Below are 19,902 nucleotides of genomic sequence, written 5' to 3'. Positions count from 1 at the left end.
TACCGGGAGGACGCGACATGGATGAGGCAGCCGCCGTACCGGACGGGCCGCGGTCGTCCGGCGGCCGGATCCGGGGCGGGGGCGACGACCGGGACCGGGCCGGGGACACGGGGCGGGTCGAGGACGCCCTGACCGCTCCGCTGGTCCAGGCCGTGCGCGACCTCGGAGGCTACGGCGGCCTGGTCTACCTGCGCTCCCGCGACCGGCGCTCGCTCGTGCTCGCGGTGGTCACCGGGGTGCCCAGGTCGCTGCTCAGGAGCTGGTGGCGGGTGCCGGTGGGCGGTGCCCTGCCGATGGCGGAGGCCTACCGGCGCGGGGAGACCCTGTGGCTGCCGGACGAGCGCGCCACCATGGTGCGCTTCCCGCACTTCACCGCCGGGCTGCCGTACTCGTTCGGCTCCGCCCACCGGCCCGTGCGGGCGGGCGGCGAGCCCGTCGGCGTCCTGGTCGTGCTGCGCTCGGCCGCCCGGACGCCCATGGACGCGGAGGCGGTGGCGCTCGCGCTGCGCCCCGCCGGGCGGGACATGGAGGAGCGGCTCGGCCGCCTCGCCGCCGGCCGGCCCGGCCCGGGCCGCTCCGCGCGGCGCATCGAGTACGACGACGAACCCGTCGGCGTGCGGCTGCCCACACCCGCCGCCCACCCCGTCCGGGTGGGGCTCGTCGACTGGGACCTGGAGACGGACCGGTGCGCCCCGGACGACGAGGCCCTCGCCCTCCTCGGCATCGACCGGGCGGACTTCGGCGGCACCCTGGCGGACATCGAGGCCCGGGTCAGCCCCGACGACCTGCACGAGCTGCGGGCGAGCCGGCACGACGCGCTCACCCACGGCCGGGTCAGGTCCCGGCACCTCCGGGTGCGGGAGGCGTCCGCGGACAGCGGGGAGAGCGGCTACCGGCCCGTCGAGCTGTGGGGCCATCTGGTGGGCGGCGGCACCGGTTCCGCCCGGGTCCTGGTGGCGGCCCTGGTCGACGCGGCCGGCGGACTGACCGCGGCCGAGGCCGCCGAGCGGCTGCCCGACGGGATCTTCTCCCTGGACCAGGACGGCCGCCTCACGTTCGCCAACCGGCGCTGCGAGGAACTGCTGGGCCGCGGCCGGGAGGAACTCCTGGGCCGCTATCCGTGGGAGGTGGTCACCTGGCTCCGGGATCCCGCCTACGAGGACCGCTACCGGGCGGCGATGCTGTCGCAGGAGCAGGTGTCCTTCCTCGTGCGGCGCCCGGACGGCGACTGGCTGGGCTTCGTGCTGTACCCGGACGTGCACGGGCTGACCGGCCGGGTCTCGCCGACCGGCCCGCCCACGGGCGGCGAGTCCGCGTACGAGGCCGGGGCCGCCGCCGGTCTCGTGCCGGGTCCCGGCGCGCCGCCGCCCGGGCCGGTCGCCGCGGCGCGGGCCGGCGCGCTGTACCACGTGGTGCAGATGGCGAGCGTGCTCACCGAGGCGGTCACCGTGCGGGACGTGTGCCGGGCCGTCTCGGAGCAGTTGCTGCCGGCGTTCGGCGCCCGGGAACTCGCCCTGTACACCGTCCGCGAGGGCCGGATGTACCTGCTGTGGGAGTCGGGCTACCCCGAGGGTTTCCTCACCCCGTTCGAAGGGGTCACCCTCGACACGCAACTGCCCGGCGTGCACGCCCTGACCACGCGGCTGCCCCTGTTCTTCGAGTCGCCGGAGGACCTCTCCGTCGCCTACCCGGGCATCGCCCTGGACCGTATGAACGCCTGGTCGTTCCTGCCGCTGATCGCCTCCGGTCATCCCGTCGGCTCCTGCATCCTCGGCTGGGACACCCCGCACCGGTTCACCGCCGACGAGCGCTCCGCCCTCACCGCCCTGAGCGGCCTCGCCGCCCAGGCCCTTGAGCGGGCGCGGCTCTACGACGCGGAGTCCGCCGTCGCCCGCGGGCTCCAGGAGGGGCTGCTGCCGCACCGGCTGCCCGCCGTGGAGGGGCTGCGCACGACGGGCCGGTATCTGCCCGGCACGCAGGGCATGGCCATCGGCGGCGACTGGTACGACGTGATCACCACGGGGCGTGGGGTGGCGCTGGTCATCGGGGACGTCGAGGGCCACAGTGTCGGCGCCGCCGCGGTGATGGGGCAGCTGCGCAGTGCCGTGCACGCGTTCGCCGCGAGCGGGCGGCCGCCGCAGGAGGTCATCACCCACACCAACCGGCTGCTGGCCGAGCTGGAGGCGGACGCCTTCGCGACCTGCTGCTACATCGAACTGGACCCGGGCAGCGGCCGCGCCCTCGCCGTGCGGGCCGGCCATCCCCCGCCGCTGCTGCGCCATCCCGACGGGCACGCCGAGACGCTCGACCTGGCGGGCGGGGTCATGCTGGGCGTGCAGCCCGACGCGTTCTACCCCGTCACGCCGATCGAGCTGGCCCCCGGCAGCGTCCTCGCGCTGTACACCGACGGGCTCGTGGAGCGGCCCGGCAGCGACATCGACACGGGGATCGAACGGGTCCGCAGCTGCCTGGCCGACACGCCGGCGGACTCGGTCGAGCACCTCGCCGACCGGCTGGTGCGCACGGCGCGGCGCGCCACGGAGCGGCCGGACGACGTGGCGCTGCTGCTGACGGCGTACCGCTGAGCGGGGACGCGGCTCCGGGGCCGCGAACGTCGCGTCCCGTCGGCGGTCGGCGTGGCGGGCGCGGCGCGAGTACCGTGGTCGGGACCGGTGAGCGAGGCGGTGGTGGCGGTGGAGTGGCAGCGGTACGCCGAGCAGATGGCGTTGCTCGCCCGGGATCTGGTGGCGCAGGACTCGGTCCAGGCGACGCTGGACGAGATCGCGGCGGCGGCGGTGAAGCTCGTCGAGGGCTGTGACGCCGCGGGCATCCTGACGGTGTCGAAGGGCCGGGCCGTGACGCTGGCGGTGTGCGGCGACATGGTCGAGGAGTCCGACCGGCTGCAGGGCGAGCTGGGTGAGGGGCCGTGCTTCGACGCCGCCCGGCGTGTGGACGGAGAGCGGCTGTTCCGCATCGCCGACATGACCAGGCCGCAGCCGTCCTGGCCGCGTTTCTGCGAGGCGGCCCGCAAGCTCGGGATCGGCAGCATGACCGGTGTGCTGCTCTACACCGAGCAGGAGGACTTCGGCGCGCTGAACCTCTACTCGCGCCGCCCCGGGGCGTTCGGCAAGGACATCGAGGCCGCGGGCTGGCTGCTCGCCTCCCACGCCGCCGTCGCGCTGGCCACCGCCCGCACCGTCGACCAGCTGGAACACGCCCTGGAGACCCGGCACGCGATCGGGGAGGCCATGGGGATCCTGATGGAACGCCACCGGCTGAGCGAGGACGAGGCCTTCGATGTGCTGCGGCGCATCTCGCAGCACCACAACATCAAGCTGCGCGACGTGGCCCGACGGGTCCGCGCCGACCATCCCGGTCAGGCCTGACCGGCGGGGGCGGGGTGGCGCGCGGGGGCAGTACCGCGATGGCGCGGTCGACGCCCAGCAGCGATCCGGGGTCGATGTCGAGGACGCCGGCGCCGCCGGGCCGGGAGGCCGGGGCAGCAGCGGGGGCACGTGCGTGACCGGCGCCGGCGAAGGACGCCTGTCGTCCGGCCAGAGAGGCCGGACGCTACGCCTCGCGGGGCGTGCGGTCATGTCGTCCGGGCAGCCCCCGGTGGAGGCGGTGGGGCAGGGTGTGCGGACGCCGGTCCGGGCAGGGGCCGGCGGGGGCGGGGGGTGGTCCTGGCCGGGGCGGGTGTGCTGGGGTCTGCGCGGATTCGTCGCCGCGCCTGCCGGGCGTCGGAACCCGGGCTGCGCCGCCGCGGAATCCGGCCGGTTCCCCGGTCCCGGTGGGTGCCGGGCTGGCAGAATCGGAGGCTCCGGACGGCGATCGGGAGGCCGGCTTGCAGACGCTGACATCGCAGGACCCGCTCGCCGTCGCCGTGACCGAGGCGATCCGGGCCGGTGATCTGCCCGGTCTCCGGCGGTTGCTCGCCGACCACCCCGGTCTGGCCACCGCGCGCGTCACCGAGCACGGTGAGAACGGCAAGGGCACGCGCAGTCTGCTGCATCTCGCGACCGACTGGCCCGGTCACTTCCCCCGCGGCCCCGAGGTGGTGGCCGCCCTGGTCGCGGCCGGGGCGGATCCCAACGCCCGGTTCGCCGGTGCACACGAGGAGACGCCACTGCACTGGGCCGCGAGCAACAACGACGTGCCCGTCCTGGACGCGCTCATCGCTGCCGGGGCCGACATCGAGGCCCCCGGGGCGGTGATCGCCGGCGGCACCCCGCTCGCCGACGCCCGCGCGTTCGGCCAGTGGCGCGCCGCGCACCGCCTGGTCGAGCACGGCGCCCGCACGACGCTCCAGGATGCCGCCACGCTCGGCCTGCTCGACCGGGTCCGGGCCTGCGTCGAGGACGGCGAGCCTCCGTCGCCCGACGAGATCACCAGCGCCTTCTGGGGTGCCTGCCACGGCGGGCAGCCGGCCACCGCGCAGTACCTCCACCGGCACGGCGCCGACATCGACTGGTGCGGCTACGACGACAGGACCCCGCTCGAGATCGCCCTGGCCCAGGGCGCCGACGACATCGTGCGGTGGCTGCGCGGCCTGGGCGCGCGCGGCCGGTCGTAGCGGCAGGGGCCGCAGCGCCACGGGGCACCGGCGCAGTGCCGTGACGGCGGTGTGGCCGCGGCCGGCCGGGATTCGTGACGGGCGTCGCCGCGGTGGGGCGGGGGGCGCCGGACGGGCCGCGTCGGCGGTGGGTCGGCGCGCGGGCTCAGGGCCGGTGCGTCACAGGCAGTAGCGCACGAGCCATTCGTCCTGGTTGTACGCCGTGCGGTCGGGGTCGGGTGAGGTCGCCGCCCGTTCCTCGACCATGTCCTCCAGGCGTACCGGCTCCGGCAGCGCCCCGAAGCGGGACCGGCGTGCGGCGGCCTCCGCCTCGCTTCCCTGCTGCGACGTCGCGTCGTCCACGGCGATTCCCCTCTCCGGCTGGTCTCTCCGACCGATCGGCCCTACCCGGGCAAAGAGTTGACGTGCGAGCGGGGCTCACGGTTCCCGCCGGGCGCGCTTGTTCGACCCTACGAACTTTCCGTTCATCTGTTTCCCCTGCACTCCCCCAGTGACAGGAAACCTTCCTATCAGTTTTGTACGGTTCGCCGCGGCGTCCGTCCGCGCCGTCGGGCTCGACGACCCGGCGAAGAAGGAGATCGCCATGCGGCTCGTGTCGAGCGCGGAGAACTCCTCACTCGACTGGACGGCGCAGTACCCGTACATCGAGGACATCCGCGACGGCCGCGGCTACACCGCCGGCATCATCGGGTTCTGCTCCGGCACCGGCGACATGCTCGACCTCGTCGAGTTCTACACCGACCGCCGGCCCGGCAACGTCCTGGCGGCGTACCTGCCGGCGCTGCGCGCGGTCAACGGCTCCGACTCGCACGACGGGCTCGACCCGGGCTTCCCCGGCGACTGGCGCCGGGCGGCCCGCGACGCCGCGTTCCGGCGGGCGCAGGACGACGAGCGCGACCGGGTGTACTTCGGCCCGGCGGTCCGGCAGGGCAAGGCGGACGGGCTGCGGGTGCTGGGCCAGTTCGCCTACTACGACGCCCTCGTGATGCACGGCGACGGCACCGACCCCCTGAGCTTCCGCGCCATCCGCAGGCGCGCGCTGCGCACGGCGCAGCCGCCGGCGCAGGGCGGGGACGAGGTGCGGTACCTCGACGCGTTCCTGGACGCACGGGTGTGGGCCATGCGGCAGGAGGAGGCGCACAGCGACACGAGCCGTGTCGACACCGCGCAGCGCGTCTTCCTGCGCCGGGGCAACCTCGACCTCGACCCGCCGCTGGACTGGAAGGTCTACGGCGACAGCTACCACATCGGCTGACCACATCGGCTGACCACTGCGGCCCGGGCGGAAATTGGTCCGCCGAACAGGTGCGGAAGTGGACTCCTTCCCGGGCCGCGCGGTTGCCTAGCGTCGCCCGTATGAACGCCACCACCACGCGCGGCGCCCTGCTCGCCGCGCTCGCCTGCGTCCTCGTCGGAGGGTCCTTCACCGCCAACAGCCTCCTCGGCGACTACCCGTACGCGGGCGGCCAGTTCCTGCGCTACGGGCTGGCCTGCCTGCTGCTCCTCCCGCTCGCCGGGAAGGGCGCGGCCGCCCGGCTGAGGGGGCTCGGGCCTCGCCGGTGGGTCCGTCTCGCCCTGCTCGCGGCGGTCGGCATGGTCGGCTTCAACCTGGCCGTCATCGCCGCGGAGCGCACGGCGGAACCGGCGGTTCCCGGCGTGTTCGTGGGCTGTGCGCCGGTGGTCGTCGCCGTGCTCGTGCCGCTGCTGGACGGGCGCCGGCCCCAACGGGCGGTCCTCCACGGGGCGTTGCTCGTGGCCGTCGGCGCCTTCGCCGTGCAGGGCTGGGGGCGTACGGACGGCGCGGGCATCGCCTTCTCCCTCTGCGCCCTCGCGGGCGAGGTCGGGTTCGCCGTGCTCGCCGTGCCCGTGCTGCGGCCGCTCGGGCCCAGGCTGCTGTCGGCCACGGTGTGCGCGGTCGCCGCGCTGGAGTCGGCGGCGGTGGGCGCGCTGCTCGACGGGGGCGGGTGGCTGCGCCGCCCGGACGCCGTAGAGACGGCCGCGCTGCTGTGGCAGGCGGTGGTGGTCACCGTGATCGGCTTCGTGTGCTGGTACATGGGCATGCAGCGGATCGGCGCGGAGCGCGCCACCCTCTTCTCCGGCCTCATCCCGGTGGCGGCGGCCGGCACCGCACCGCTCGTCGGCACGGGCTCCTACGGCCTCGCGCAGGCGGCGGGCAGCGCGCTGGTGGGGCTCGGCGTGGCCCTGGGGTCGGGGGCGCTGAGGCGGGCCGGGCGCGAACGCCGTGCACACGGTCGGGCCTTTCGGGGGAACGGCCGCCCGCGGGGGCGCGGAGTCCGCGTGCCTGGAATGCCGGAGTGATCCCGCGTGCGTCTAACGGACGGCGGCCTCGTACGGCGTGGTCGTCGCGGTGTTCCAGTGGGGCTGGGGCGGTCCCGCACTCGGCGTGCACGCAACGGTGCCGGAGATGAACCGACGACGGGTGCGCGTGCGGCGCCTTGACGGTGGCTCAGTGGAGCACCAGATGGACGAGCGCGGCCGTGCCGACCGAGACGATCAGGGTGCGCAGGACGGCGGGGCTGAAGCGGCGTCCCGTTCTGGCGCCGATCAGGCCGCCCAGGGCGGAACCGGCGGCGATGAGGACGACAGCCGTCCAGTCGAAGTCCGCGAAGAAGAGGAAGAGCAGGGCGGCGACGGTGTTGACGACGGCGGCCAGCACGTTCTTCACGGCGTTGAGCCGCTGGAGCGTCTCGTCGAGCAGCATGCCCATCAGGGAGACGTAGATGATGCCCTGGGCGGCGGAGAAGTAGCCGCCGTAGACGCTCGCCAGGGTCAGGCCCGTGAACAGCAGCGGGCCGCCGTCCCGGCGGCCGGGACGGCCCGCCTCGCGCCGGCGGCGGACCCTCCTGGCGATCCAGGGCTGGCAGGCGACCAGGACGAGGGCGAGGCCCACCAGGACCGGCACGATCCGCTCGAAGGCCGCCGCGGGCAGGGTCAGCAGCAGCACGGCCCCCGCGAGACCGCCCAGGACCGCGCCGATGCCGAGCAGGACGACACGCCGGCCCTGGCCCTTGAGTTCCTCGCGGTAGCCGATCGCCGCGCTGATGGAGCCGGGGACCAGGCCGAGCCCGTTCGACACCGTCGCGGTGACCGGGGGCAGTCCGGCGGCGAGCAGCACCGGGAAGGTGATCAGCGTCCCCGAGCCGACGACGGCGTTGACGGCTCCGGCGCCCGTGCCGGCGGCGAGCACCGCGGCCATCTCCCAGGGCGTCATGCCGTCGCTCCGCCGTGTGTACCGTGCCTGGTGAGGTTCATGAGGTCAGGCTAGAGGGTGGGTACTTCGGCGGCCGTCGAAGGGTGACGGCCCCGGCGACCTGGTCCGTGCCCGCGAGCCGCCGCCGGGCCTCGGCATCACCATTCGCATCGCCTTCGGCATCGGCATCGGCATCGGCATCGAGCAGCGGACACACGGCGGACCTGTGGAACGGCGGCGGGATCCGAGGGGGATCCCGCCGCCGTTCCGTGGCTCACCCGTGGGCGTGCCGTGGCGTTCAGCCGCGCCGCACCCGGCGGAGCACGACGAGGCCCGCGATGACCAGTACGGCACCCGCCGCGGCCGGCCAGAGCTGGGCTCCGGTGTCGGCCAGGCCTCCCTCGCCGACCGCCTGCGGCTCGGTGAGGGGCGGGGCCGTGGCCGTCGGGGTCGGCGTCGGGGTCGGCGCGGCGCTGGTCGCCGTGCCGACGGCCTGGGAGTCGCCGAGGCCGTCGGCGTCCGCGTCGTTGCCGTTGTTCTCGCCGCCCTGGCCTGCGGCGTTGCCGCCGTCGGCCGAGGCGGTCGCCTTCACCTCGGGCTCGGCCTTGCCGGGGGCCGTGGACGCGTCGCCCGGCTCCGGTTCGGGGGCCGGCCTGTCCGCCGGGGGCTTCGGTGCCTCGCCCTTGCCGTCGTCACCGTCGCCGGCCTGGTCACCGGGCTTGCCTCCGGCGTTCCCGCCCTGCGCGGCGCCGGGCGTCTTCGTCGGCTGCTCCTGCGGGGCCTCGGGAGTCCGGGGCGGCTCCTGCGGCTCCTTGGTCGGTTCCTGCGTCGGCTCCTCGCCCGGCCCCGGGTCCTGGCCGCCGCCCGCTCCGGCGCCGCACGTGCGGCCCTCGTTGATGCAGTCGACCATCTCCCGCATCAGGTCCTCGTCGAAGACGTTGATGAAGTCGCCGTGGTCCGTGACCGGCTTGTGCAGCTGCTCCGGGAAGGAGTCCACCGCGAACAGCGGTGTCGTACGGCCGCCGTCGTCCAGGCTCGGCGCGTCGACGTCGTAGACGATGCGCTGGACCAGCTGCGGGATGGGCCGGAAGCCGGACGGGCAGGTGCCGGCGGCGTCCGCGAAGGCCACGTGGGTGCGGTGGTTGGCGCTGTCGATGTTGCGGCCGTCCCAGCAGCTCTGGAACTTGAAGGTCCGTACGACGTCGCTGCCCTGCGGGCACAGCGGGTACTTGTCCTTCAGCTGGCGGTCCTCGAAGCCGGTGCAGCTCCAGGACGCGTTGGCGTTGGCGGGGCCGTTGACGAACGACTTGGCGTCGCCGGTGATGATGCGCAGCAGCCGCGGCATGGCGGTGACCTTGTCGCGCGGGTTGCCGACGAACGTCAGCGTGACCTGCTTCGGCGTGACGATCTCGCCCGCGTTGCCCTCGATGCCGCCGCCGGGCGACGTGGCGTCCTGCTCCTGGGTGCCGTTCTGCAGGCGCAGCACAGGCCAGTAGTAGGAGGACTTGTCGCCCTGGTCGACGCAACTGGTCTTTGCGTTCGCGAGGTCCTGGTCGCTAGCGAAGGCGTTGTTGGCCTGGTTGCCGACGTAGTCGTGGAAGTGGTGGGCGCCGTTGGTGACGCCCGGCGCGGCGATGATGTTGTCGGAGTTGAACAGGCCGTTCTCGTTCACACCGCAGTCGGTGGCGAAGGAGCCGCGGGAGGCGTCGCCCTGCGGCCGGGGGGCACCCGCGTCGGGTTGGATGCTCTTGATGTCCGCGAAGTCGGCGGCGACCGGGCCGTTGCCCGCCTGTCCGCCGTTGCCGCCCTGGCCCTGCCCCTGGTCCTGACCGTTCCCCTGGTCCTGGCCGCCCTCGCCCTGGCCGGGCTGCCCGCCCCCGCCCTGGCCCGCGTCCGGCGCGGGGGCCTGGTTGCCGGAGTCCCGTACGGTGCAGGCCGCGAGGGGTGCGAGCCCTGCCGGGCGGTCCGCCACGCGGTCGATGGCGATCGCGATGCGCTCGAGGGTGGCGGCCCGTTTGTCCTTCAGCGGGTTCATGATGGCGTTGTCGGCGAAGCCGGCGTCCTGCCGGAGCTGTTCGGCCGACGTGCTCAGCCGCCGGTAGGCCTGGGCGATCTGCTCGTCCAGGAGGGCGAGTTCCTTGTCGACCTCCGGTCTCGCCCGCTCGGGGACCGAGGTGAGCCGGCTGCCGACGTCCGGGCAGTCGATCGTCGCGCCCGTGGTCCGCACCCCCGTGCCGGACCGCGGCTGGGCGGCCTCACCGCCTGAACCGCCGCCCGTGGCCGAGGCGTAGACGTTCGCCGCCATCAGGCCGCCTCCGCCCAGGATCAGCGCGACCGCGGCGAAGGTCGCGCGTCGTGGGCCGGTCGGGCGTCTTCGTGTGTTGCGTCCCAAGGGTGTTCTCCTGCGCTGTGTGGCGTGCCGGGCATGAAAATCCCCCCCGTCCCGTACGTACGGGAGCGCCGGCGTGTTCAATCGCCGCGGACATTCTTGGAGAACTCTCAGGAAGCACGGACGGCCCGAGCCCCGCCGGCCCCGGGGGCCGGCGGGGAAGCGGCAGGTCAGCGGAAGTTCACGTCACTGCACAGGAAGTAGGTCTGGTCCATGTGCGACGCCTGCCAGATCGTGTAGACCACGTGCCGGCCGCTCAGCCCGGACGTGCTCACCGGGATCGAGTAGTTCTGGCTGGGCGCGTACTTGCCGGTGCGGGCGACGAGCCGGAGGTCGTTCCAGGTCAGCGGCTGGGTGGTGGGGTCGAAGCCCTGTCGCGTGACGTAGACCAGGAAGTAGTCGGCGCCGTGGCTGGCCTGGTCGTACAGCTTCACGGTGAAGTTGGCGCCGACGTCCGTCGTCTTCCACGCGCCGACCGTGTCGAGGGAGTTGTACCGGCCGCCCTCGGTCCGCCCGCCGCTGCACAGCTGGCCGTTGGGGACGACGGCCTGGAAGTTGCCGCCGGAGCCGTTGCGGTACAGGCCGTTCCAATTCCACATGGCGTTGGGGTTGTCCCGCCAGGCCTGCCAGCACATGGGGTCCTGCTGGGCCATCGCGGGGTTCTGGAAGTCGTTGCCCCAGCGCAGCCAGCAGCCGTAGTTGCGTGAGGCCGGGTCGACGACCGAGCCGTGGGCGACGGCGGTGCCGCTCCACGGGATCAGGCTGAGCAGAGCGGCGACCAGCGCGCTCAGGGCGAGCGTCAGACGGGACCTGATCCTGCGCACCTTAAGAGCATGACCATGACAATTCATGATCTCCTTCTTCCGGATGTGGGGGTTGTCGTGCGGTCGATGTGCCGTGCGTGGGGGTTGCGGGAGTGCGTGGGAGCGCTCCCGCAAGGCACAGGCTGCGCCCGATGGCCAGGGTCGGCAACGCACGATTGCGCCACTTCCGTGCCTCGTGGCGCGTTCGATCCGTTCGACGGGCGGCCCCCGGTCAGAGGCGGTCCAATTCCTTTGTGGTGCGCCCCAGGTAGGCGACGGAATCGTCCCCGGGGACGTCGATCGCGTGGAAGCCCATGCGGTCGTAGAAGGCCCTGGCCCCCGTGTTGGCCGTCACCATCGCCAGGTGGACGGCCGGCACGCCCTTGTCCTGGAGGGCCGCCAGGAACGTCCGCATCAGGCGGCGCCCGCAGCCGCGGCCCTGCCACTCCGGAAGCAGGTCGATGTGCAGATGGGCGGGGTACGCGGCCACTTCGGGGACGACCATCCGCTCGGGGTGGTGCAGCAGGTGCGCCATCGCCTCGTCCGGGGTGCGCGGCGGCCGGGGCGGCTCCGGGTAGCGGTCGGCGACCAGGGGGAGCCACGTCGCGCGGAAGGCCTCGGCGAAGCGCGGGGTGTCGGCGGCCCCGAGGATGTAGCCGACCGCCCGCCCCTGGCCGTCGTCCAGCACGAAGACCAGGTCCGGCTCCAACTGGACGTACGGGGCCGCGAAGGTCACCGGGAAGATGCCCGGGTCCACGTAGTGGGGGCGACTGTCCTGGCCCTGGTGCGCGGTGCGGACGCAGATGTCGTCGAGGGCAGGCCGGTCCTCGGGCCGGTAGCGCCGGATGGCGGGGGTGGTGGTCATGGCGGCATGGTGCCGTGCGTGGGAGCGCTCCCTCAACCCGGTTACGGGGCCTGTCGGCCACCCGGCCACGGGCTCCTCCGACGCCCTGAGCGCGGCGCGGCGGGTGTGCGAGCTCCGGCCATGACCACCGTGACGCAGCTGCGCAAGGCGGCCCTCGCCCTCCCCGAGGTCGAGGAGGGGAGCCGGTCCGGCAGGGCCGCGTTCTCCACCCCGGCGGGGACCTGCCGTCCTGGATCGGCAGGCCCGCCATCCAGGGCCTGTGCGGTGCGGGCCTGACGACGCTGGAGCGGGTGGCCCGGCACTCCCGGGCGGAACTCCTGGCCCAGCACGGGGTCGGACCGAAAGCGGTGCGGGTCCTGGCGGAGGCGCTGGAGCGGCGGGGGCCAGCGCTGCGGGGGTGACACCGCGCGCGTGGCCTGCCGGACCCGGCTCGGGTGAGCGCGGCTTAAGGGGACGGCCAGGGGTTACCCGGCCCCCATGGTGAAGCTGCATATCCCGGGACGAAAAGAGCACCACCTGGACGACGCTCCGCACCGGGCCTCCGATCCGCATCGGTCCTCCGCCCCTCCCCCGGCTGCGGAGGAACCCGGGCCGGGCCCCGAGGTGGAGCGTGCGGCGCCGGACTCGCCGAGCGACCTGCCCCGGAAGTCCTGGGGCGCGGTGCTGGAGGGGAGCCTGCGGGAGTTCAAGGACGACGAACTGACCGACCGGGCGGCGGCGCTGACCTACTACGGGGTGCTGGCGCTGTTCCCCGCGCTGCTGGTGCTGGTGTCGCTGCTGGGCATCACCGGCCGGTCGACCACCGACAAGTTGCTCGACAACGTCCAGCAGTTCGCCCCCGGCTCGGCGCGCGACATCATCACCCGGGCCGTCGAGCAGTTGCAGGGCAACGCCGGCATCGGCTCGCTGATGGCGATCGTCGGTCTGGTCCTCGCGGTGTGGTCGGCGTCCGGCTACGTGGGAGCGTTCATCCGCTCCGCCAACGCCGTCTACGACATGCCCGAGGGCCGGCCGGTGTGGAAGCTGCTGCCGGTGCGGGTGGGGGTGACGGTCGTGCTGATGGTGCTGGCCGTGATCAGCGCGCTGATCGTGGTCTTCACGGGCGCGCTGGCCCGGCAGGCCGGAACCGCGCTCGGGATCGGGGACACCGCGCTGACGGTGTGGTCGATCGCGAAGTGGCCCGCCCTGGTGGTGCTGGTCACGATCATGATCGCGATCCTGTACTGGGCGACCCCGAACGCCAAGGTGAAGGGCTTCCGCTGGATCACCCCGGGCAGTGTGCTGGCCCTGCTGATCTGGATGGTCGCGTCCGCCGGCTTCGCGGTCTACGTGGCCAACTTCGCCTCGTACAACAAGACCTACGGCACGATGGCCGGTGTCATCGTCTTCCTGGTGTGGCTGTGGATCACCAACCTGGCGATCCTGCTGGGCCTGGAGTTCGACGCGGAGACGGTGCGGCAGCGGGCCATCGCCGGCGGTCATCCGCCGGAGGCGGAGCCGTACACCCAGCCGCGTGACACCCGCACCTGGGACGAGCAGGACCGGCGCCGGCTGGAGGGGACCTGACGCTCAGCCCATGAGTCCGGCGGCGACGGTCGCGCCCAGTTCCCAGCACCGCTCGACGTCTCCCTTGTCCGGCGCGCCGGTCACGGTCACGGCCTCGGCGGCGCGGCGCCAGCCGAGGCCCGTGGTGACCGACTCGATGCCCCGGACCGCTCCGGTGACGTCGTTGCCGCCGTGCACCCAGTAGCCGAAGGGCCGGCCGCGGGTCGCGTCCAGGCACGGGTAGTAGACCTGGTCGAAGAAGTGCTTGAGGGCACCCGACATGTAGCCGAGGTTGGCGGGGGTGCCGAGGAGGTAGCCGTCGGCGGCGAGCACGTCGGAGGCGGTGGCGGACAGGGCGGGCAGGCGTACCACGCGCACGTCCTCGATCTCGGGGTCCGTGGCGCCGGAGACGACGGCTTCGAACAGCGCCTGGCAGTGGGGCGAGGGCGTGTGATGGACGATCAGCAAGGTGGCCACGGCACCCGACCCTGCCGTGCCGGCCCCCGTCGCCGCAAGCAGCGACGGGGGCCGGTGTCGCACAGGTGGGGCCGCGGTGTCGCTCAGCCGCGGTTGCGGCGGCGGATGAGCAGCCAGGCCACGAGCGCGGCTCCGGCGCCCGCCAGCAGCGCGGCCCGGTGGTCGCGTACCGGCTGCGGGGCCTTGTCCTGCCAGGCCTGCTCCGCCTGTGCGGCCTTCTGCCGCACCGGCTCGGGCAGCTTCTCCTCCACGGCGTGGGCGACGTGCGCCGCCTTCTCCTTCGCGCCGTGAGCGGCGGCGGCGCCCTTCTCCTTCACCGGATCCGGCAGCTTCTCCTCCACGGCGTGGGCGACGTGCGCCGCCTTCGTCCGGGCCTGGCCGCGCCAGGCGTGTGCCTTGGTCCCGGCCTGTTCCCTGACCGCCAGCGCCTTCTCGCGGGCGCGGGTCTTCACATCGGCCCGGTCCGCCAGTTCCTGGACGGTGTCCCCCAGTTCGTGGCGGGTGCGCTCGACCTGCTCGCGCAGTTCCTCCTGGCTGCGAGCGGTGGGCTCGTCGTGCGGGGGCTGGGTCATCGTTGAGCACTCTCCTTGATCTCGGCCGCATCGGCCTTCACGCTGTCGATGGTCTGCTGCGGGGCGGGCGGGGTGGCACTGCGCACCTGCTTGCGGCCGGCCAGCGCCGTCAGGCCCGTGGCGACGGCGAGGACGCCCGTGACGATCAGCGCCGCCGCCCAGACCGGCAGCGGTACGGCCAGGGCCGCGATCGCCGTGGCGACGAGGGCCTGGAGCGTGACGAAGCCCAGGACCCCAGCTCCGCCGAACAGGCCGCCGCCCTTGCCGAAGCGCTTGCCCTTCTCGGTCATCTCCGCCCGGGCGAGGCGCATTTCGCCCCGTACCAGTTCGGAGAGCTGTTCGGTGGCCCGCTGCACCAGCTCGCTCGTGGGTTCGTCGCCGGCCTGCGGCGCGGTCCCCGGGCGAGCGGCACCGGCCGTGCGGTCCGTGTCCGCCATGACGATCACCTCCCGGTCCGTCGGTGCGGGCCGGGTACCCCGGTCGGGGCGGGAAGGACACCTGGTCGGACAAGTCGTGGTGACCATGCGTGGCCGGCGCGAGACCTGGTACCCGTCCGTCGCTCACCGTAAGAGAAAGGGAGGTACCGCCTTGTCGCAGGTAGAGGAATCCATCGAGGTCCGCGTGCCGGTGCACACCGCCTACAACCAGTGGACCCAGTTCGAGACCTTTCCGGAGTTCATGGACGGCGTGGAGCGCATCGAGCAGCGCACCGACACGCTGACGCACTGGGTGACGAAGGTCGGCGGCCAGGAGCGGGAGTTCGACGCGGAGATCACCGAGCAGATCCCCGACGAGCGCGTCGCCTGGACCACCGTGGGCGGCGAGGCCCGGCAGGCCGGTGTGGTGACCTTCCACCGCATCCAGGACGACACGACCAAGGTCATGCTGCAGATGGACTTCGACCCCAGTGGCGTGGCCGAGACCGTGGGCGACAAGCTCGGGTTCGTGAAGCGGCAGGTCTCCGGTGATCTGCGGCGCTTCAAGGAGTACATGGAGGCCCGGGGCACGGAGACGGGGGCCTGGCGCGGCGAGGTCTGACCGCAGGGCAGCGGAAGGCCGCCACCACGTGCAGTGGTGGCGGCCTTTTGCTGTGCCGGTGCGTCTGTGCCGGTGCGTCTGTGCCGGTGCGTCAGGCCACGGGGGCGGCGACGCCGCTCCGCAGCAGCTGCCGGGCCTGTCCGATCAGGTCGTTCAGGCTCAGGGCGAGCCGGGCCGCGCCGTCGTAGAGGCTGTGGACGGCCTGGAGGCGTTCCAGGCGCGGTGCCAGGGCCGACAGGGCGATGGCCGCCGCGACTCCGGCCCAGGCCACGGGGCCGAGCGGGGTGCAGCCGAAGAAGTGGCTGACGCCGGGGGTCTGGACGAGCGCGGCCAGGACGGCGGCCGAGCCGAGGGCCGTGACCCACACCAGGGGGCTGTGGCGCCGCCCGGAGAGGGTCTGCACCAGCTGGGCGCCGACCACGCCGCACAGGGCCATGGTGGTGGAGCGGCGTTCGGTACCGGGGGTGAGGCGGCCGATGAGGTACGCCGTGACCGCGCCGAGGCAGGTGGTGATGCCGCGGCGGCGGATGGAGCGCAGCAGGGGCGCGCCGAGGACGTTCAGGCCCATCGGGCCGGTCGCGGCGTGCTCCGCGGTCGAGGGGTCGTCGCTCGGGGTGACGGCGACCGCCATGGCCGGGAACATGTCGGTGAGCAGGTTGACCAGCAGCAGCTGACGGGTCGACAGGGGCGAGGCGCCGGCCAGCAGGGTGCCGAGGACGCTGAAGCCGACCTCGCCGGCGTTGCCGCCGATGAGGATGCTCACCGCGTCGGCGACGCTGCGCCACAGGGCGCGGCCCTCGACGACCGCGTCGACCAGGACGGACAGGTCGCCGGTGGTGAGCACGAGGTCGGCGGCGTTGCGGGCGGCGGCGGAGCCGCGGGACTCGATGCCGACGCCGACGTCGGCGGCGCGGATGGCGGCGGCGTCGTTGGCGCCGTCGCCGGCCATCGCCACGACCCGGCCGGCCTGCTGCAGGGCCTCCACGACGTGGAGTTTCTGCTCGGGGGCGACCCGGGCCACGACGCCCGCGCCGTGCAGGGCCCGGACGCGTTCGCCGCGCTCCATGGCGACCAGCTCGTCACCGGTGACCACCTCGGTCTCCTCCGGCCAGCCCAGTTGCAGGGCGATGGCGCGGGCGGTCTCCGGGTGGTCGCCGGTGAGCATGACGGGCAGGATGCCGGAGCGGCGCAGTTCGGCGAGCAGGGCGTGCGAGGTGTCGCGGGGCACGTCCGCGAGCGCGACGAAACCGCTGAACTCCAGGTCGGCGAGGGGTGCGTCGAGTTCGCTCTCGGCGTCGTCGGCCCGGCAGGGGCGCCGGGCGACGGCGAGGACGCGCAGGCCCTGTGCGGCCAGCTCGTGGGCGGTGTCGGTGGCGTGCGCGGGGAGGTCGCGGCAGGCGGGCAGGATCGTCTCGGGGGCGCCCTTGACGACGAGGAGTTCACCGAAGTCGGGGTCGCCGTCGCGGCCGACGGCGGCGGCGTAGCCCCGCCGGGTCTCGAAGGGCAGCTCGCCGGTGGGTGTCCAGCCCTGGTCGGGCGGGGCGACGTCGAGGACGGCCTCGTCGGTGGCGTGGGCGACGCGGCGTCCCTGTCCGGTCTCCTCCTGCGGGCAGGCCCGGGCTGCCAGGCGCACGATCGGCTCGGCCTGGTCGGTGTCGGTGGCCAGGACGGTGCCATCGGAGGTGGCGACGCGGACGAGGCGCAGTTTGTTCTCGGTGAGGGTGCCGGTCTTGTCGAAGCAGACGGTGTCGACCCGCCCGAGCGCCTCCAGGGTGCGCGGGGTGCGGACCAGGACGCCGCGCCGGGACAGCCGGCGGGCGGCCGCCATCTGCGCCACCGTGGCGACGAGCGGGAGCCCTTCGGGGACGGCGGCGACGGCGACCGCGACACCGCCGCTGACGGCGCGTCGTACGGGGCTGCCGCGCAGCAGGGACAGGCCGGTCACGGCGGCGCCGCCGGTGAAGGTCACGGGCAGGGCCTTGCGGGTCAGTTCCTGCAGCCGGGCCTGGACGCCGGCGGGCGGCGGGGTGCGGGCGGCGAGGGTGACGGCCCGGCCCGCCTCGGTCTGGTCGCCGGTGTCGACGACGAGCGCGGTGGCGCGGCCGGCCACGACGGTGGTGCCTTCGAACACCATGCAGGCGCGCTGGGCCACGGGTGCGCCGGGCGTCGCCTCGACGGCCTTGGCCACCGGCAGGGACTCGCCGGTGAGCGCGGACTCGTCGACCTCGAGGCCGTCGGCGTCCAGCAGCCGGGCGTCGGCCGGTACGACGTCGCCGGCGTCGAGGCTGATCTCGTCGCCGGGCCGTAGCCGGGCGGCGTCGACGGTGACGGTGCGTTTGCGGCTGTCCTGCCTGCGGGCCTTGGGCTGCTGCCGGGCGGCCAGCCGGGCCAGGGCCTGTTCGGCGCGCAGCCGCTGGAGCCCGCCCGTCACGGCGTTGAGGTCCATGGCGCCGACGACCAGCAGCGCGTCGACGAGGGAGCCGAGCAGCGCCGAGGCGACGGCGCCGGTGGCGAGGACGGGGGTGAGCGGGTCGTCGAGTTCGCGGCGGACGGCGCCGGCCGCCTGCCAGGTCCAGCGGGCGGGGGCGGCGACGGGGTGGCGGCCCAGGCGGGCGACCTGCCGGCGTGAGCGGTCGGCGAGCAGGGCGAGTCCGCCGGGCTCCGCGTCGGGGCCGGTGCGTCCGAGCCGGGCGCGGGCCTCGTCGGGTTCCAGGGCGTGCCAGGGGATGTGCAGCCGGGGCGGGGGCGGGGTGGCCCGGGCCACCCGGGCGGCTTCGAGCCAGCCGGCGAGCAGGGCGTTCGCGGCGGCGATGTTGACGGGGGCGTGCCGGGTGAGGGGCCACAGGAGGTGCCTCCCCGGGGGCTGTCCGCCGCGGGCGACCAGGAGGCCCGACAGGGCGGCGCCGGCGCGGGCGAGGGTCTGGGAGCGGCGTCCGACGCGCCGGGCGGCCGGGATCGCCGTCAGCAGCCGCCAGACGTCGGCGAGTCCGCCGGGTGCCAGCGCGTCGGCGCCCCAGGGGACGGCCGCCCGGCCGTCGGTGAGGGCGATGGCCACGTCGCCGGCGGGCAGCCCGGCGCCCACGTGCCCGTCGCCGGACTCGTCGAGGCGGGCGACGGTGACCACCACGTGCCCGTCGTCCTGGAGGGCCCGTACGACGTCGGCGAACGGTTTCGCGCTCGGGGCGACCTCGTCGGCGAGCCGGGTGATGTCCTTCAGGTCGGAGCCGCCGGCGATCACGACGTGCAGTCCGGCCCGGCGGGCGGCGTCGAGGACGGCCTCGGCGAAGGGGTGGACCGGGTCGTCGGGCAGGCCGTCGGGGTCGTTGCCGGTGTCCGGGCGCAGGCTGCGCAGGGCGTCGGCGTGCAGGACGAGGGCGTCGGCGATCTCCAGCTGCCGCAGGCGCTCACCGCTGCGCACGAGGATCCCGGCCTGGGCGAGGAAGGTGCCGAGGGTGGCGCTGAACGCGGCCGGTCCGTAGCGGGCCGCCTTCGGGGATCCGGCGAGGACCGCTTCGGCCGCTTCCCGCGCGCTGTGCGTGACGAGGAGCGTGGCGGCGGCGCCGGCGAGGCTGCCGGTGCTGGCGTGGGAGGCGTACTCCTGGGCGGGTGTCACCTTGAGCGGCGGCCGGGTGCCCGGCGGGCAGGGCACGCTGGTGCGCCGTTCGCGGCAGATGTCGTCGTGCAGCGCCTCGAAGGCCGCGGCCCTGGCCACGGCTTCGGTCAGCTGGCTGCCGCGCAGCATGCCGTCGAGCAGCAGGGCCAGCGGCGACTGGCCGGCGCCGTGCGCGGCGGCGTTGACGCCGGCGAGGACGAGTTCCATGCCGGACTTGCCGAACCGCTGCCGGAGCAGGGCCCGGAAGCGGGGGTTCTCCCGCAGCAGGGTGACGGTGGCGGTGACGATGCGTGAGGTGGGCGGCAGGCGCAGCGAGCGGCCGGCCAGGGCTCCGGCCGCGCCGGCGGCGTCGAGCAGGATCGCGCCCGCGGCGACGCGCACCTCGCGGGGATCGCCGGGGTGGGTGGCCTCCTCGGCGACCGGGTCGGCCCCCTCGGTCAGGCCGAAGCGGGCGGCGAGCGCGGTGGCGCGCTCGGCGACGCGGTCGGTGGCGGCGTCCTCCACGACGGTGACCACCAGGCGGGAGAGCCCCCCGTCCCAGTACGCGGTCAGCACGTCGGGGTGGTCGAGCAGGTCCGCGGCGACCTTCCGGGCGAGTGCGCCGGCGTCGCCGTCGGCGTGCCGCAGGGCGAGGTGGACGCGCTGCCCGGCCGTCCAGTGCTGTCCGCCCGTCAGGGCGTTGCGCGCGACGTTGCGGACGCGGCGCGTGGTGTCGTAGACGGACGTCACTCCCTGGGCGGTGCTGCGGGCGGCGCCTGCGGCCGCCCCGGCCACGGCCCCGACGAGCGGGGCGACGTCGAAACGTGTGAGCATCTG

General features: G+C 74.5%; 16 protein-coding genes. 7 read left to right on the top strand and 9 right to left on the bottom strand.

All coding sequences use genetic code 11. From position 1 onward, the window contains the following. The first annotated feature begins 17 nt into the window (after positions 1 to 17). The 3 genes from ABZ386_RS33495 (at position 18) to ABZ386_RS33485 (ending at position 4,573) form a co-directional block, all read left to right on the top strand. Positions 18 to 2,585 carry a SpoIIE family protein phosphatase gene (locus tag ABZ386_RS33495; RefSeq protein ID WP_356505763.1) on the top strand — a complete coding sequence of 856 codons (2,568 nt, stop codon included), beginning with the start codon at positions 18 to 20 and terminating at the stop codon, positions 2,583 to 2,585. A gap of 108 nt (positions 2,586 to 2,693) precedes the next feature. After that, entirely contained in the window at positions 2,694 to 3,386 is a 693-nt protein-coding gene (locus ABZ386_RS33490; RefSeq protein WP_355726652.1) for a GAF and ANTAR domain-containing protein, read from the top strand. A gap of 458 nt (positions 3,387 to 3,844) precedes the next feature. After that, positions 3,845 to 4,573, top strand: coding sequence for an ankyrin repeat domain-containing protein (locus ABZ386_RS33485; RefSeq protein ID WP_358967321.1), 729 nt, complete (start codon positions 3,845 to 3,847; stop codon positions 4,571 to 4,573). A 159-nt stretch (positions 4,574 to 4,732) separates the two neighbouring features. Here the strand turns inward: ABZ386_RS33485 and ABZ386_RS33480 are convergent, their stop codons facing one another. Further along, entirely contained in the window at positions 4,733 to 4,915 is a 183-nt protein-coding gene (locus tag ABZ386_RS33480; RefSeq protein ID WP_114249960.1) for a hypothetical protein, read from the bottom strand. 148 nt (positions 4,916 to 5,063) lie between these two features. Between ABZ386_RS33480 and ABZ386_RS33475 the strand changes: the two genes are divergently transcribed. Continuing rightward, positions 5,064 to 5,828 (top strand): chitosanase, encoded by a 765-nt coding sequence (locus ABZ386_RS33475; protein WP_358967318.1) that lies wholly within the window; start codon positions 5,064 to 5,066, stop codon positions 5,826 to 5,828. A gap of 101 nt (positions 5,829 to 5,929) precedes the next feature. Then, entirely contained in the window at positions 5,930 to 6,892 is a 963-nt protein-coding gene (locus ABZ386_RS33470) for a DMT family transporter (RefSeq protein WP_355727396.1), read from the top strand. A 148-nt stretch (positions 6,893 to 7,040) separates the two neighbouring features. Here ABZ386_RS33470 and ABZ386_RS33465 read toward each other — a convergent pair whose 3' ends face one another. The 4 genes from ABZ386_RS33465 to ABZ386_RS33450 form a co-directional block, all read right to left on the bottom strand. Beyond that, positions 7,041 to 7,805 (bottom strand): sulfite exporter TauE/SafE family protein, encoded by a 765-nt coding sequence (locus ABZ386_RS33465; protein WP_351345756.1) that lies wholly within the window; start codon positions 7,803 to 7,805, stop codon positions 7,041 to 7,043. Positions 7,806 to 8,082: 277 nt separating this feature from the next. Continuing rightward, positions 8,083 to 10,089, bottom strand: coding sequence for a DUF1996 domain-containing protein (locus ABZ386_RS33460; RefSeq protein WP_358967394.1), 2,007 nt, complete (start codon positions 10,087 to 10,089; stop codon positions 8,083 to 8,085). A 254-nt stretch (positions 10,090 to 10,343) separates the two neighbouring features. Continuing rightward, positions 10,344 to 11,024 (bottom strand): lytic polysaccharide monooxygenase, encoded by a 681-nt coding sequence (locus ABZ386_RS33455; protein ID WP_351345753.1) that lies wholly within the window; start codon positions 11,022 to 11,024, stop codon positions 10,344 to 10,346. A 184-nt stretch (positions 11,025 to 11,208) separates the two neighbouring features. Continuing rightward, positions 11,209 to 11,841, bottom strand: a complete 633-nt coding sequence (locus ABZ386_RS33450; RefSeq protein ID WP_358967315.1) for a GNAT family N-acetyltransferase — start codon at positions 11,839 to 11,841, stop codon at positions 11,209 to 11,211. A 477-nt stretch (positions 11,842 to 12,318) separates the two neighbouring features. Here ABZ386_RS33450 and ABZ386_RS33445 point away from each other — a divergent pair, with 477 nt between their 5' ends. Further along, positions 12,319 to 13,407 carry a YihY/virulence factor BrkB family protein gene (locus ABZ386_RS33445; RefSeq protein WP_358967312.1) on the top strand — a complete coding sequence of 363 codons (1,089 nt, stop codon included), beginning with the start codon at positions 12,319 to 12,321 and terminating at the stop codon, positions 13,405 to 13,407. Between the two features lie 3 nt (positions 13,408 to 13,410). On the opposite strand, the gene ABZ386_RS33440 is transcribed toward ABZ386_RS33445, so the two are convergent. The 3 genes from ABZ386_RS33440 to ABZ386_RS33430 form a co-directional block, all read right to left on the bottom strand. Beyond that, the gene (locus ABZ386_RS33440; protein ID WP_351345744.1) at positions 13,411 to 13,863 is read right to left on the bottom strand and encodes a flavodoxin family protein; all 453 of its coding nucleotides are present in this window, start codon (positions 13,861 to 13,863) and stop codon (positions 13,411 to 13,413) included. Positions 13,864 to 13,946: 83 nt separating this feature from the next. Continuing rightward, positions 13,947 to 14,435, bottom strand: coding sequence for a DUF3618 domain-containing protein (locus tag ABZ386_RS33435; RefSeq protein WP_358967310.1), 489 nt, complete (start codon positions 14,433 to 14,435; stop codon positions 13,947 to 13,949). Next, positions 14,432 to 14,872, bottom strand: a complete 441-nt coding sequence (locus ABZ386_RS33430) for a phage holin family protein (RefSeq protein ID WP_351345738.1) — start codon at positions 14,870 to 14,872, stop codon at positions 14,432 to 14,434. Before ABZ386_RS33430 ends, ABZ386_RS33435 begins: the two co-directional genes overlap by 4 nt. A gap of 151 nt (positions 14,873 to 15,023) precedes the next feature. Between ABZ386_RS33430 and ABZ386_RS33425 the strand changes: the two genes are divergently transcribed. Next, positions 15,024 to 15,473 (top strand): SRPBCC family protein, encoded by a 450-nt coding sequence (locus ABZ386_RS33425; protein ID WP_351345735.1) that lies wholly within the window; start codon positions 15,024 to 15,026, stop codon positions 15,471 to 15,473. Between the two features lie 91 nt (positions 15,474 to 15,564). Here ABZ386_RS33425 and ABZ386_RS33420 read toward each other — a convergent pair whose 3' ends face one another. Further along, positions 15,565 to 19,899, bottom strand: a complete 4,335-nt coding sequence (locus ABZ386_RS33420) for a cation-translocating P-type ATPase (protein ID WP_358967307.1) — start codon at positions 19,897 to 19,899, stop codon at positions 15,565 to 15,567. Positions 19,900 to 19,902 lie beyond the last annotated feature (3 nt).

This window comes from Streptomyces sp. NPDC006140 (assembly GCF_040628815.1).
Classification (GTDB): domain Bacteria; phylum Actinomycetota; class Actinomycetes; order Streptomycetales; family Streptomycetaceae; genus Streptomyces.
Note: the sequence above shows the minus strand (reverse complement) of the source record. Positions and strands in the feature narration are given on the sequence as shown.

Coding starts and splice junctions, on each gene's coding strand:
- ABZ386_RS33495 (WP_356505763.1), top strand. CDS start 18: ATGGATGAGGCAGCCGCCGTACCGGACGGGCCGCGGTCGTCCGGCGGC.
- ABZ386_RS33470 (WP_355727396.1), top strand. CDS start 5,930: ATGAACGCCACCACCACGCGCGGCGCCCTGCTCGCCGCGCTCGCCTGC.
- ABZ386_RS33465 (WP_351345756.1), bottom strand. CDS start 7,805: ATGACGCCCTGGGAGATGGCCGCGGTGCTCGCCGCCGGCACGGGCGCC.
- ABZ386_RS33460 (WP_358967394.1), bottom strand. CDS start 10,089: ATGGCGGCGAACGTCTACGCCTCGGCCACGGGCGGCGGTTCAGGCGGT.
- ABZ386_RS33455 (WP_351345753.1), bottom strand. CDS start 11,024: ATGAATTGTCATGGTCATGCTCTTAAGGTGCGCAGGATCAGGTCCCGT.
- ABZ386_RS33450 (WP_358967315.1), bottom strand. CDS start 11,841: ATGACCACCACCCCCGCCATCCGGCGCTACCGGCCCGAGGACCGGCCT.
- ABZ386_RS33445 (WP_358967312.1), top strand. CDS start 12,319: ATGGTGAAGCTGCATATCCCGGGACGAAAAGAGCACCACCTGGACGAC.
- ABZ386_RS33435 (WP_358967310.1), bottom strand. CDS start 14,435: ATGACCCAGCCCCCGCACGACGAGCCCACCGCTCGCAGCCAGGAGGAA.
- ABZ386_RS33430 (WP_351345738.1), bottom strand. CDS start 14,872: ATGGCGGACACGGACCGCACGGCCGGTGCCGCTCGCCCGGGGACCGCG.
- ABZ386_RS33420 (WP_358967307.1), bottom strand. CDS start 19,899: ATGCTCACACGTTTCGACGTCGCCCCGCTCGTCGGGGCCGTGGCCGGG.